Raw genomic sequence first — 12857 nt, forward strand, 5'->3', positions numbered from 1 at the left:
TCGGCTCGGTGGCCAACACCGGCTCCGTCGTCGTCCTGCGCGGCTCGGCGGCGGGGCTCACCGGCGACGGCGCGCAGGCCGTGCACCAGGGGACCGGTGGTGTGCCGGGGGCGAACGAGGCGTACGACCGTTTCGGAGCCGCCGTCCGCCTGACCGACACCAACCGTGACGGGCACGCCGACCTGGCCGCCACCGCACCCTTCGAGAACACCAGCAACGGCGCGCTGTGGAGCCTGCGCGGCTCGGCCGACGGCGTGAGCACCGCACACGCGGTCAGCTTCTCGGCCGCCACAGCGGGCCTGTCCAAGGACCCGTACACCTACTTCGGCCGGTCCATGCCGACCAACGCCCACGGCTCCTGACGCTCACCCGCGGGGCTGTCGCGGGGGTACGCGCACGCGACAGCCCGAAAACCTGATGCCAGGCGCCGCCCCGGCCGTGCGGACCGGACCGGGGCCGGATAATCGGTGCCCTGCCCGCGTCACGCGGACGCAATATGGTCCGCATGACTCTGGCCACGCCCGAACTGCACACCACTCGCCTGCGGCTGCGGCCCTTCACCGACGCCGACGCGAACGTCCTCTTCACGCTGCACAGCAGCACCCGTGTGATGCGCTACTGGGACTCCGCGCCGTGGAACGACCGGGCTCGCGCCGGGCGCTTCATCGCGATGTGCGGGAAGATGGCGGACGAAGGCACCGGAGCGCGGGTGGCCATCGACCGTGTTTCCGACGGTGCCTTCGTCGGCTGGTGCGCACTGACCCAATGGGACCCGGACCACCGCAGCGCGTCGCTGGGCTACTGCCTCGACGACACGCTGTGGGGCCACGGCTATGCGACGGAAGCCGCACATGCCCTGCTGCGGTGGGCGTTCGGCACACTGGACCTGAACCGGGTTCAGGCCGAGACCGATACGCGCAACGTGGCATCCGCCCGGGTCCTGGAGAAGACCGGGTTCCTGCGGGAAGGGACGCTGCGGGAAGAGTGCGTCGTGAACGGCGAGGTGTCCGACACGTGGGTGTTCGGGTTGCTCAGGCGGGAGTGGCGGCCGTCAGCCATACCGGTCCCGTACCACTGAGAGAGTGTCGTTCGGTGCCGGTGACGTTCACAGGATGCGCTGACGGTGGCACCGGCAGCGACGTCCTCGGCGTGGGTGCGCACCACTGTCCCGGGGGCTCGCGGGCCCCCGGGACAGTGGTGCGGTGGTTCGGTGGTGCGGTGGTTCAGCCGCTCGGCTTGGTGCGGCAGGTCCGGTCGCCCATGGTGAAGACGCGCGGATCGGCCACTTGTCCGCTCGCCGTGCCGTTGAAGCCGAACGTCACCGCGGCCCCAGGGGCCAGCTTGGCGTTCCAGTCCAGCGCTTCGGCGGTCACGTCGCGGCCGTTCTGGCTGACCTTGGCGCTCCACGCCTGGGTGATCCGCTGGTTGTCGGCGTACGACCAGGCCAGCTTCCAGGGGGACATGGGGGCATCACCGGTGTTCTTCAGCGACACGTACGAGGTGAAGCCGCTGTTCCACCGGTGCGAGGTGTAACTGACCTCGCACGTCGGCTCGGTGCCTCCGTCCCCGTCCCCGCCGCTGCCCAGGTCGTCCGCGTACGAGGCGATCCAGGCCAGCGGGGCGTTCCAGTTGATGGTGATCTCGTTCGTGGACCAGGACTCGATGTCATCGATGTAGCACATCGACGGGGCACATCCCGCGAGCTTCTCCGCCGCCACCGGGTCCTGGAGCCCGTCGTTGGGCCCGCCTGCCACGGAGCCGGGTGCCGGGTTCGGCAGGTCCGGGTCGAGTTGGTTGGCCCAGAAGCGGTGGTGCTGGTTGCGCGAGTCACGCTCGCCGTACCCGGTGACATACGACTGGTTGAGCGCGTTGCGGCCCAGCAGGTAGTCCAGGCCGCGCAGCACCGCGTCGCGGTAGACGTTCTTGCCGGTCAGGTCGTCCGCCGTGGCCAGGACCACCATGTTGTTCAGCACCTGGCTGTTGGACCCCCACACGTAGTGGCCGTCGGCGGGCGCGTACGGCAGGCCGTAAGCGGCGTCCTCGGAGTCGGCGGCGTAACCGTCGGCGGCCTCCGTCACCGTCGCCCGTACCGCGCTCAACTGCTCGGCGGTGAGCTTGTTCGGCACCGTGGCCATGCTCAGCGCGCCGAGTCCCGCGACCGCGCCCCAGGACATGCCGCCGCGCGGGAACACCCCATCGGTGTCGCCGTGCAGCGGGGAGCCCAGGACCTCCTGGCGGAAGGAGTCCTCACCGGTGGTGACGAACAGTTCGGCCGCCGCCCAGTAGAACTCGTCGCGGACGTCGTCGTCGCTGTAGGCGCCGCCGCCGGTGCCGTCGTTCGGGTCGGCGAGGACGTCCGGGTGTGCCTTGGCCGCCTTCCACGCGGTGCGCGCCTTCTCCAGGCAGCGGGCGGCGAAGTCCGCATCGTACGGCTGGAAGAGGCGGGCGCACTGGGCCGCCGTGGCCGCCACGTTGAGGGTGGCCGCGGTGGACGGCGGGTGCAGCTCACGGGGCTGCGGGTCCTGGTCGGGCCGCAGCGGCAGCCCTGTCCACGCCCGGTCGTGCAGCTTGTGGTGCGCCATTCCGGCCAGTGGCTCGCCCTCGGGGACGAGCATCCGCATCAGGAAGTCCATCTGCCAGCGGGCCTCGTCGAGGATGTCCGGGGTGGCGTTGCCGTGCTCGGGGACGCGGAGCTTCCCGTCGCCCAGCGGTGCGCCGTTGGCGCCCTCGGTGGTGAGCGTACGCTCGAAGGAGGACATCAGCTGGGCCACCGAGATGCCGCCGTTGACCACGTACTTGCCGTGGTCGCCCGCGTCGTACCAGCCGCCTGCCGCGTCCAGCCGGTAGTCGCAGACACCCTCCTGGCACGGAACGTCGTCGTCACCCTGGTTGGGGGACACGTTCACGTGCCCTGCGGGCCGTGCGTACTTCTCGCCGACGATGTCCGCGTCGATCTCGATGCCGCTGCGGTTGTGGTAGAAGTACGCCAGCGCGTCGGTACGCAGCGGCGCGTACAGATCGTCGCCGATGGTGAACGGCTCGCTCTTCTGGCCGTCGATCGTGACGGTGTAGCCCTCACCCGCGGCCGTGACATCACTGAAGTCGAAGGTGTGGACGTTCTGCCGTGAGGTGGGGTCCTCCCCGGCGGGGTTGGTGGTGCCGGAGGCCCGTTCGGTGCCGTCGGCGTCGTGCAGCGTCCAGGGCAGCGGCTGGGTGGCCGACGTGACGAAGGTGCCATTCTTGGGCCCGTTGGTGAGGTAGCCGACCTGGTTGACCCGGACCGGCGACCCGGTGTCGGGCTCGTACGGAGGAATCGTCGCCCCGCCGCGCAGCGAGACGTCGTCGACGCAGAAGGTGTACGGCTCCTCGTTGCCGCCGATCTGGAAGGCGAGCTGTGCGGCGGTGTGGTCGGCGTCCGCGGTGAAGGTGTGGCTGACGGGTTCCGCGGTGCCGTCGATCTGGTCGGCCTCGGCGAGTTCCGTGGTCCACGGCTCGGTCGCCATCTGCACGTTGGTGCGGATGGTGACCGGCACGGTGGAGGTCGCGGTGTAGCTCAGCTTGTAGCTCTCGCCCGCAGTGAGGGGCAGATCGTTCTGTCCGATGATGGCGTCCCAGGGGTTGGCCGTGCCGCCGGGCACGTCGGCGCACAGCCGTCCGTCCACGACGCTGCCGGGACTGTTCTCGGTCCACCACCAGGGGGCGGTGCCGCCGGAGAAGTCGCCGTTCTCGATCAGCTCGGGCGGCTCGTCCCGCGGCTCCGGGACGGAGGCCGGGGCCGAGGCCGAGGCGACGGGGACGAGCACCGCGGCCAGCAGTCCGGCGGCGGCCGTGGCGCTGAATAACCGGTGTCTGAACCTGTGGGGGCGCCGGGAGGCGCGGGGCAGGAGGGGGCGTTGGTGTGGCACGTTCTGTCCTCCGCAGGAGTGTGGGCGTCGGTGGCGCGGGAGGGAGGTGCGGGAGGAGGTGCGGGAGGAGGTGCGGCGTGCGTGGTGGGCGCTCCGAGTATGGGAGCGCTCCCAACGGAGAGTGGAGGGCGTTTCCGGAGTCGTCAAGATGTCGGACGCGTCACGTCCGCTCGCTCCGTCTCCGCGCCGGCCGCCGACCCCGCCCGGTTCAGGGCGGAGGCCGGGCGGGTCGGGGCTTGGGCGCGCGGGAGCGAGGGGCCGGTTGACGGTCGGCACCCGAGCGGGGAGCCGTCAGACGAAGAAGGCGTTCATCCCGGGCACGTCGGAGAGGTAGGTCTCGATACTCGCGATCTTTCCGTCGCGGAGCCGGCAGACCGTGGCCAGGTATTCGTCCAGCACGGCATCCTCCCGCCGCGCGGTGTTGTGCAGGGAGAGCGCCATGTTCTCCCTGCTGACGAGGAGGTGCAGCAGCTCGAAGTCGAGGCCGTACGAGGCGATCAGCTGAGCGCGCTCCACCACGGCGTCGGTGCCTTCGACCGTGCCGGAGATGGTGTTGTCGCCGGGCAGGGTCCAGGTGGCGTCATCGTGCAGCAGGGCCCGGATGCCGTCCCAGTCGCCCGAGACGAGCGCCTGGTGGAAACTGCGCCCGAGGGCGAGGGGGGCTTCGTTGGTGGACATGACATTCCCTTCACGTCACGGTGCTAAAGCGGCGATCTCCGCTTTAGTGGGACCGTAAGCGCCCGGCCCACTAATGCGCAAATCTTTGCTTTAGGATGGGGGCATGAACGCTGACGCATCGACGAAGCGGCCCGGCGGCCGCAGCGCCCGCGTCCGTGCCGCCGTGCACGGCGCCGCGATCGCGCTGGTGAGCGAGTGCGGCGCCGATCAGGTGACCCTCCCCGCCGTGGCCCAGCGCGCGGGGGTCAACCCGAGCACCCTCTACCGGCGCTGGGGTACTCTCGCCGCGCTCCTGGCCGACGTCGCCCAGCACCGCGGCGACGCCGGAGCACCCCCGCTCGTCGGGGACCTGCGCACCGACCTGGAGAACCAGGCGGTCTGGACGCTGGCCGAGCTCTCCCGGCCCGGTGGCATCGCGTTCTTCCGCGCCGAGGTCGCGCCCGACGTCGATGAGCGGCACGACGGACTGCGCGAGTGCCTGCGCAGGGTCAGCGAGCGCTTCCGTCCCGTGCTCGACGCGGCGCGGGAACGCGGCGACGCGCCCCCGCCCCCGTCCTTGGAGCAGGTCCTGGACCGGATCGTCGCGCCGCTCTACTTCCGGGTGGTCTTCTCGATCCCCGGTACGGACGAGGCGTACGTCCGCGAACTTGTCGCGGGCTTCATCAGCGAGCCCTCCGGTTGAGCCCTCGCCGTCTTGTCGAGCCCTCTCCGTCTCATTGAGCCCTCTCCGTCGTGGAGGTCTCGCCGCCGCGCGCCGCCCACTCGACGACCGCACTCCGCGTAGTGGAGCTGGCCGAAGGGGGCTGTCGGCGTAGCCCTTGCGGAGGGCGGGGGCCGCGGGGACCGTGCCCGTCATGCGCCGCTCCAGCCCGCGACGACCGGGGTGTCCACGCCCAGCGGACCGACGGTGAGGGGCTGGGTCTTCTTGTTCCCCGACGCCGAGTACGTCATCACGTCATCACTGTGGCCTGCATCATCTGCGCCTCGTTCTGGTTCTCCACGACGTAGGGCCACTTGAGCCGCCCACGGATACCCAACCTGCCGGGCATTCCCTTCAGCGGTCGACGACCACGGTTGCCGTATCTGTTCGGCCCGGCGTTCCGGGAGTATCTTGGCGGACAAGGCCCCCAAAGGAGGGCGATTCGATGCCATGGTTCCTCTGGCTGCTCGCCGCCGCGGGGCTGGGTGTAGCGGAGTTCTTCACCCTGACACTGGTCTTCGGGTTGCTGTCGGGTGCGGCACTCGTCGCCGCCGTCGTCGCCGGTGTGGGCATCGGTGTGTTCGGCCAGCTCGTGGCCTTCGGAGTGGCGGCGGGAGCGGGCCTGGTCATGGTGCGTCCGGTCGCGCTGCGGCACATGGCGCAGATGCCCCTCATGCGTGACGGCAGTGACGCGCTGATCGGCAAGCGGGCCGAGGTCGTGCAGGAGGTCACCGCGACCTGCGGTCTGATCAAGCTCTCGGGCGAGGAGTGGTCCGCCCGCGCTTTCGACGAGAGCCTGGTGATCCCGGCGGGCACGCTGGTCGACGTCATGGAGATCGAAGGCGCCACGGCCGTGGTCTATCCGCGCGAACTCCTTCCGTGAGCGGCTGAACACACACGAAGCGATGGAGGCACTGTGGAACCAGTTGTCATCCCCATTCTTGTGGCGGCCATCGTCGTCGTCTTCCTCGTGGCCTCCACCGTGCGGATCGTCCCGCAGGCACGCCGCTACAACATCGAGCGGTTCGGCCGGTACCGCCGCACGCTGCAACCCGGCCTGAACCTGGTCGTACCGGTGGCGGACCGGGTCAACTCCAAACTCGATGTCCGCGAGCAGGTCTATTCGTCCGACCCAAAGCCGGTGATCACCGAGGACAACCTCGTGGTGAACATCGACACCGTGCTCTACTACCAGATCACCGAGCCGCGCGCGGCGGCGTACGAGGTCGCCGACTACCTCCAGGCGATCGATCAGCTCACTGTGACCACACTGCGGAACGTCATCGGCAGCATGGACCTGGAGGAGACACTCACCTCGCGTGAGGAGATCAACACCCGGCTCCGCACCGTCCTCGACGACGCCACCGGCAAGTGGGGAATCCGGGTCAACCGCGTCGAGATCAAGGCCATCGATCCGCCGCACTCCATCAAGGAGGCGATGGAGAAGCAGATGCGGGCCGAGCGCGACAAGCGCGCGGCCATCCTGCACGCCGAAGGCGAGCGGCAAGCCAAGATCCTTACCGCGGAAGGCACCAAGCAGAAGGACATCCTGGAGGCACAGGGCACACAACAAGCCATGATCTTGCGGGCGGACGGTGAGGCGAAATCGGTGGAGCGCGTCTTCCAGGCCGTCCATCGCAACAACGCCGACCCGAAGGTCCTCGCCTACAAGTACCTGGAGACCCTCCCCCACTTGGCGAGCAGCGACAACAACACGTTCTGGGTGATACCAGGGGAGCTGACCGAAGCGGTCCGGACCGTCACCAGCGCGTTCAGTGACCAGACGAGGACGGGTTCACCACCGCCCGCGCGTCCTGATCGGACAGCCACCGCCGATGCCGACGACACGTCGGACGAGGACGGAGACCGGGCTCCGGAACTGGAGGCAGGCTCGACCGGTTCGCTCGACGCCGCCACGGCTGCCGACGAGGCCGCGAAACAGGCCGACGCCGCGGTGACCGACGCCAAGGCGGAGGCCGAGGCCGCGGCGGCCAAGCCGCCCCAGGCGCCGCGCCGGGAACGGTCGCCCGGCAACTGAGCCCTGAGCCCTGAGCCCCTGGCCTGCACGGTGAACCCGGCTGACGGCGCGCGAGGTGGCCGATGGCTTTTCGGGTCAGCCGGCGAGGAGTTCGGCAACCTCCCGGCGGACGTACGGCAGGTCGGTGTGCAGGGTGCCGGGGCATGCGGTGCTCGCCCAGTCGCGGTGTCCGCTGATGGCCGGCACGGTCCGGACGGCGGTGCTGGCGGGATTGCGGTAGAGCACCTCGGCCAGTGGATCCACCCCGTGCCGCCTGGCGAGTTCGGCCAGGAGCCGGGCCAGCGAGATGCGCGCCGCCGGAGTCGCTGACCGTCCGGTGAGCGTCCCCAGCAGGGCGATTCCGACGTTTCCGGAGTTGTATCCCCCGATGTGGGCCGCGGTGACCAGACGTCCCGACCCGTCGTGCGCGGGTGATCCGTCGGTGCCCGACCAGCGCCCCTCGTAGACCTGACCGTTGTCGTCGATCAGGTAGTGGTAGCCGATGTCACCGTACTCGGCGGCGTCCGTACGGTAGATCGCGCGCACCCGCGCGGCCGGGGCCAGGCCGTCACCGCCGTCCGCGGTGTGGTGAACCGTCAAGGTCTGGACGGGGTAGTACGCGGGGGGCCAGATCTCGGTGCCGTCGGCGCCGTGGCGCAGAGCCTCGTCCGCTCCCCATTGCGCCCGGGAAAGCAAGGGGTAGGCGGCTGCCGATGCGGCTGCCGCAGCTGGGCGCACCGCTGTCCCCAGCAGGGCCGCGGCGCCAAGGGCGCCGAGGAGCAGCCGGCGCGGTACCCGGGGGGTGGGGCGCCTGGTGCCCGGGAGATCACTGTGGTCCGAGAGTTCCATCCTGTACGTCTCCCTGTCCATTCTCGTCCTGTTCGTGCTGGAGGACTGCTGCGATGACAGCGGCCGTACCGCGACGGTCAGGGCCCGCTGTCCGGCCGTCTCCGAGGGGAGGACGGGCAGCGGGCCGTGGGTGCGGTCGGCGGAGGGGTCAGCAGCGGTGGGTGCCGGCGAAGTCCCAAAACTCGGACTTGGTCTCCGGGCCCGCGACCCCGTCGACAGCGAGGTTGGCGCCGTGGAGGTTCAGGTACCTCTGCAACGCCTTGATCGTGTTGGGGCCGACGGTCCCGTCGATGGCGTCGTTGTAGTAGCCCAGAGTGTCGAAGAACTTCTGTGCCGCCTTCCAGCTGTTGGTGCCCAACTGCCCGTCGATGGTGCCCGGGGAGTAACCCCTGTCGCGCAGCAGGCACTGCCAGCTCTTCGCGTGGGCGGTGTCCAGCCCCAGGTTGACCGTAGCGAGCGGGGCGACGGCCTCCACGCTCGCCGTCCGCGCCGAGGACTGCGCGGGCGCCGCGAAGCTGGTGCTCGCCCCCGCCAGGCCGCCGACCGTGAGCGCGGCAACGGTCGCGGCGGTGACACACGCCCGCTTCATGATCTTCGATCGCATCCGGAAACCCCCTCATAGACCACCCCGGTGCTGCACCGGGATCCGAGACCACCTTGTCAGCCCGGCCCGATCACCCACATACCTTTCAACGCTGGCGTAAAAGACGAGGTCAAGGAGGGGACTCCGATGTTCCGCACCCATTTCACGAATGCCGATTCAACACACGCTCAGGTCGCGTCCAGAGCCGCCGGAGCCTGCGGCCGTACGATCCGATGGGGAGTCAGTGCTCCTGTGCGGCGATGCTGTTCAGCATGTGCTGCTGGTGGCGGTGTCCGATTGTCTCGTAGCCGATCACGGTGACGAAGGGGGCGAGCATGACGACGAGCAGGCACACCGCGACGGCGACGCCGGCCGCGGACAGCAGTACGGCCGCGGTGAGCACGGCGAGCGTGAGGCCGATGAGCAGGAGGTGGAAGCGGTCCACGGTGGAGAGCAGCAGGGTGTGCAGGAGGTAGACCATCAGCAGGTAGAGGCCGACGGGGAGGGCCAGTGACAGCACGACGGCGGCGTCGCTGATCTTCGTGTGGTGTTCCAGGTGCAGGCCGGCCACGTGCAGCCCGGCGCCGGCTCCGGCGATGCCGATGAAGAGGGGGATGTGTCCGTAGCCGAAGAGGTATCCGCGGTTGCGGCGGCGGGTGAGGATGTCGCCGAAGGGCGTGGCGAAGTACACCCACCACATGCCGAAGGTCAGACCGGTTCCGGCGATGACGACGGCGACGGCGTTCGCGCTCCACTGCGTTCCGTCCGCGCCGCCCAGGAGTTCGCCGGACGAGGCGATGGTGCCGACGACTCCTTCGCCGAGGGTGATGATGGCGAACAAGCTGTAGCGTTCGGCGACATGGTGGGGATGCCAGGGGGTTCCTCCCGCGCGGCCCTGGGTCAGCAGCGGCAGCACTAGTTCCAGCACCCCGAGCACGACGAACGCGGCCAGTACGGCGGCGAGCGGCATCTCGGTGAAAGCGACGACGATCCATCCGGCCTGGGCGATCATGGTCCAGCGGATGTTGGCCCTCCCGACCTCGCGGAAGGGAGGAGACTCACGGGCCGCGCGCCACCATTGCGCGACCATCGCGATCCGCATCACGACGTAGCCGATCACCATGGCTCGCAGTTCGAGGTGGTCGCCCTCTTCGAGGGAGTGGAACATCGCCGGGAGGCCGAGGGCGAACACGACGACGCCGATCATCTGGAGCATCGTCAGGGCGCGGTAGAGCCAGTCGTCGGTGGCGAAGGCGGAGGCGAACCAGCTGAAGCTGAGCCAGGCGACGCTGATGGCGAACATCGCCAGTGTGAACGCGGTGATCGCCTGGACGGCGTGCCCTTCGGCGAGCATCTCGGCGAACTGGGACGCCGCGGTGCCGACGGCGACCACGAAGGTCAAGTCGAACAGCAGCTCCAGTGGTGAGGCGGCCCGGCCGGGTTCCTCCGGGTCACGGCCGGTCATCGGTACCAGGCGGTGCGAAAGCCCGCGCCGGCCGTTGGCGCTGGTTGCTTCGGGGTGATTCATGCCCCGCATGATGCCTGACACGGCAGGGCCGATCGGCCGACGCCGCGCGGTGCTGACAGGAGCGTGAGCGGGGCGGGATCGGAACGGGCGCATATCAGGTGCCCGCTCCGACGATTCGGAAAGCACTTCCCAATCGTGTTGTCAAGCCGCTCCCGTGACGGGGGGTGAAAGGTGAAAGCACTTTCCGTCACGGATCATCGCCCACAGGACGTTGAGACGTCGTCGTGCGAGAGCCAGCAGGGCCTGTTTGTGGCCCTTGCCCTCGCTCCTCTTCCGCTCGTAGTACGCCTTCGACACAGGGCAGCACTGAAGGCTCACCATGGCCGACAGGTACAGGGTTCTCAGCAGACCGCGGTGGTAGCGCCGAGGCCGGCGCATGTTGCCGCTGATGCGGCCGGAGTCGCGCGGTCTGGGCGCCAGGCCGGCATAGCCGGCCAGGCGGTCAGAGCTGCCGAAGGCATCCATGTCACCACCGGTGGCAGCGATGAACTCGGCTGCGAGTTTGGCGCCCATGCCGGGCAGGCTGCGGATCACCTCTGCATGCGGATGCTCGCGAAACCGGGCCTCAATCAGGGCGTCGAGCTCGGCGATCTCCTCATCGAAGGCCATCAACCCCCTTCGCGAGGCGGACCACCATGGCGGCGGCCAGCTTCTCACCCGGCAGCGCGGTCTGCTGGGCCTGGGCGGCCTCCACGGCCGTCTTCGCGAGTGCGGCGGCGCCGCGGACTTTGCGATTCTTCAGCCAGGTCTCGATCCGGCTCGTTCCCGCCCGGCGGATCGCGGCCGGGGTCTGGAAGCCGGTCAGCAGCATCACCGGCCCCCGGTTCGTCAGGTCCAGGGCCCGCTCCCATGCGGGGAAGATCTCCAGCAGTTGTGCCCGGAGCCGGTTGATCTGCCGGGTTCGGTCGAAGACCGCGTCCAGGCGGCGGGTGGTCAGGGTGCGCAGGTCGACGGCGATCTCGTCACCGGGCCGAAAGAGGCCGAGGTCGCGGCGGACGCGGGCCTGGTCGGCGATGACGAAGGCGTCCTTCGCATCGGTCTTGCCTTCACCTTTGCAGGTGGCCGAGGCCCGGTGGACCGCCAGGCCGGTGAGGTAGGCGACCGGTTGGGCGTGGTTGACCAGCAGGCCGATCAGCAGGGCGGCCCCGCCGTGGTTGAGGTCGACGGCCCACAGCACATCAGCAGATATCTCCAGGACATCGCCGGTCAGGGCGAGAAGTTCGCTCTCGTCGTTCGCGACCCGGCGAGACAGCAGGCGCTTGCCCTCCGTGTTGATCACCACCGCGTGGTGGTGCGTTTTGCCGATGTCCACTCCGGCCCAGATCTCGGGCACGTTCCCCTCCGCCAGCTTGCCGTCACATCGATCCCGCAGACGACCTCGCCGACGTTGTCCTACAGCAGCGATCGGAGTCGCATCTCCCAATTGGCGGTCGAGTCGTCGCGGGGCTCCGGGTGGCCAAGTGCCTTGAGCCATCGAGCGGTCTCAAACATGACAGCCATGCCCAGAGCCCCTGGGCCCTCCGATCTTACGAGTGACCGGAGCAACCACCCTTGAAAGGTAGGACCGCTGTATGACTGGTAGTCGAAGGGATTGACGCCGGCCGCGCGGACCTTGAGCCGTACCTCGTTCGGCCTCGGCTCCGGGACGGCGACATCGATCACCGACAGGACCTCGGGACCGCCATATGCGCCCGCCACTACCGCAGTTGTTTCGCTCATACGAGAGGACAACAGGTGCGCGAGGTGCCCCATTCCTTCGATCCGACGGGACCGGTCACCCCGGCCAGGCACGGTCGCGTCGCTCAGGGCCGGGGCGCCGCCCCGTGCGGGGACTCGTCCACGGATGCACGGCGAGAGCGATCTTGCCGCGCGGGCGTCCGCGTCCTTGGTCGACGGAGCCGCCTTCCAAGAGGCTGTGGGCGTGGGCGACGTCGGCCAGCGGCAGCACGGCGCCGATCACCGGCCGGAGTGCTTTCCGAAGCCACCGAAGGCGGTCAGTTTCATGGCGGTGCCGCGTTCAGCTCGTGTGAGCAGGGGCTGACCGAGGTCTCGCTCGAGCCGATTGGGCTGCTGGGTGAGCGCCGGTGCGCCGGTGTGCCGGTGCGGTGTCTAAAGGGGGTGGGACTTGCCGGGCGGAATGGCCGAGACCAATGAGTCCCCGCTCGCAGCAGGGGTAAGGGAGCTGGCCGAGGAATTGGGTGCGCAGGTCACCGCAACGGGCCTGCTGTGCGTGGAGTGGGTGGAACCGCACGGGCCCTGGGACGACATGATCGCGTTCATCTTCGACGGTGGAACCCTGCATGCGCCGCAGGCGGCGCATCTGGCGCCCCAAGATGCTGAAGTGTCTGAGCACCGCTTCTTCGAAGTCGAGACGGGGCTTTCACTCCTTCCTGCACGACAGCGGGCGCGGGCTGCCCATGCGCTACGAACACTAGTACTGCAACGGCGTTTGAGGTGACGGGGCGGCGGTTCTATGGGCTGTGGCCTCGTCGTTTGTAGTGGCTGTGGCGGGCTTGGTGCTGGCGGCGGCGTCGCCAACGGGACCAGTGCAGGACGAAGTCGACGTGGTGGTGGGTGCCGTAGGCGAGGCGAGTGAT

At 69.3% G+C, this 12857-nt stretch carries 11 protein-coding genes and 2 pseudogenes; 6 read left to right on the forward strand and 7 right to left on the reverse strand.

The features are described 5' to 3' along the window. The coding region (locus tag ACWGJ2_RS39075) for an integrin alpha (RefSeq protein ID WP_453351161.1) at window positions 1–362 on the forward strand (362 nt) is incomplete at its 5' end. Window positions 363–505: 143 nt separating this feature from the next. Continuing rightward, window positions 506–1078: a GNAT family N-acetyltransferase gene (locus tag ACWGJ2_RS39080; RefSeq protein ID WP_453351162.1), complete on the forward strand. Its 573-nt coding sequence runs from the start codon at window positions 506–508 to the stop codon at window positions 1076–1078. A gap of 145 nt (window positions 1079–1223) precedes the next feature. Here the strand turns inward: ACWGJ2_RS39080 and ACWGJ2_RS39085 are convergent, their stop codons facing one another. Next, the gene (locus ACWGJ2_RS39085; protein ID WP_453351171.1) at window positions 1224–3815 is read right to left on the reverse strand and encodes a glycoside hydrolase family 9 protein; all 2592 of its coding nucleotides are present in this window, start codon (window positions 3813–3815) and stop codon (window positions 1224–1226) included. A gap of 381 nt (window positions 3816–4196) precedes the next feature. Beyond that, a complete protein-coding gene (locus ACWGJ2_RS39090; RefSeq protein ID WP_453351163.1) occupies window positions 4197–4583 on the reverse strand; it encodes a nuclear transport factor 2 family protein in 387 nt (128 codons plus the stop codon). 103 nt (window positions 4584–4686) lie between these two features. Between ACWGJ2_RS39090 and ACWGJ2_RS39095 the strand changes: the two genes are divergently transcribed. From ACWGJ2_RS39095 to ACWGJ2_RS39105, 3 genes are all read left to right on the forward strand, one after another. After that, window positions 4687–5265: a TetR/AcrR family transcriptional regulator gene (locus tag ACWGJ2_RS39095; RefSeq protein WP_453351164.1), complete on the forward strand. Its 579-nt coding sequence runs from the start codon at window positions 4687–4689 to the stop codon at window positions 5263–5265. 463 nt (window positions 5266–5728) lie between these two features. Further along, window positions 5729–6166, forward strand: a complete 438-nt coding sequence (locus tag ACWGJ2_RS39100) for an NfeD family protein (protein WP_453351165.1) — start codon at window positions 5729–5731, stop codon at window positions 6164–6166. Window positions 6167–6199: 33 nt separating this feature from the next. Next, entirely contained in the window at window positions 6200–7321 is a 1122-nt protein-coding gene (locus ACWGJ2_RS39105) for an SPFH domain-containing protein (RefSeq protein WP_453351166.1), read from the forward strand. Between the two features lie 75 nt (window positions 7322–7396). On the opposite strand, the gene ACWGJ2_RS39110 is transcribed toward ACWGJ2_RS39105, so the two are convergent. From ACWGJ2_RS39110 to ACWGJ2_RS39130, 5 genes and pseudogenes are all read right to left on the reverse strand, one after another. Beyond that, the gene (locus ACWGJ2_RS39110) at window positions 7397–8149 is read right to left on the reverse strand and encodes a peptidoglycan recognition protein family protein (protein WP_453351167.1); all 753 of its coding nucleotides are present in this window, start codon (window positions 8147–8149) and stop codon (window positions 7397–7399) included. A 148-nt stretch (window positions 8150–8297) separates the two neighbouring features. Beyond that, complete coding sequence (locus ACWGJ2_RS39115; RefSeq protein ID WP_453351168.1) at window positions 8298–8753, reverse strand: peptidoglycan-binding domain-containing protein; 456 nt, start codon at window positions 8751–8753, stop codon at window positions 8298–8300. Window positions 8754–8973: 220 nt separating this feature from the next. Beyond that, a complete protein-coding gene (locus ACWGJ2_RS39120) occupies window positions 8974–10197 on the reverse strand; it encodes a low temperature requirement protein A (protein WP_453351169.1) in 1224 nt (407 codons plus the stop codon). A gap of 204 nt (window positions 10198–10401) precedes the next feature. Further along, window positions 10402–11593, reverse strand: a pseudogene (locus ACWGJ2_RS39125) (IS110 family transposase). 623 nt (window positions 11594–12216) lie between these two features. Continuing rightward, window positions 12217–12345 (reverse strand): annotated as a pseudogene (locus tag ACWGJ2_RS39130) (helix-turn-helix domain-containing protein); the annotation flags it as partial. 40 nt (window positions 12346–12385) lie between these two features. On the opposite strand from ACWGJ2_RS39130, the gene ACWGJ2_RS39135 reads away from it, so the two are divergent. Then, window positions 12386–12718: an NUDIX domain-containing protein gene (locus tag ACWGJ2_RS39135; RefSeq protein ID WP_453351170.1), complete on the forward strand. Its 333-nt coding sequence runs from the start codon at window positions 12386–12388 to the stop codon at window positions 12716–12718. Window positions 12719–12857: the final 139 nt, after the last annotated feature.

It is taken from the genome of Streptomyces sp. NPDC054796 (assembly GCF_053611545.1).

Coding starts and splice junctions, on each gene's coding strand:
- ACWGJ2_RS39090 (WP_453351163.1), bottom strand. CDS start 4,583: ATGTCCACCAACGAAGCCCCCCTCGCCCTCGGGCGCAGTTTCCACCAG.
- ACWGJ2_RS39080 (WP_453351162.1), top strand. CDS start 506: ATGACTCTGGCCACGCCCGAACTGCACACCACTCGCCTGCGGCTGCGG.
- ACWGJ2_RS39095 (WP_453351164.1), top strand. CDS start 4,687: ATGAACGCTGACGCATCGACGAAGCGGCCCGGCGGCCGCAGCGCCCGC.
- ACWGJ2_RS39120 (WP_453351169.1), bottom strand. CDS start 10,197: ATGACCGGCCGTGACCCGGAGGAACCCGGCCGGGCCGCCTCACCACTG.
- ACWGJ2_RS39115 (WP_453351168.1), bottom strand. CDS start 8,753: ATGCGATCGAAGATCATGAAGCGGGCGTGTGTCACCGCCGCGACCGTT.
- ACWGJ2_RS39100 (WP_453351165.1), top strand. CDS start 5,729: ATGCCATGGTTCCTCTGGCTGCTCGCCGCCGCGGGGCTGGGTGTAGCG.
- ACWGJ2_RS39110 (WP_453351167.1), bottom strand. CDS start 8,149: ATGGAACTCTCGGACCACAGTGATCTCCCGGGCACCAGGCGCCCCACC.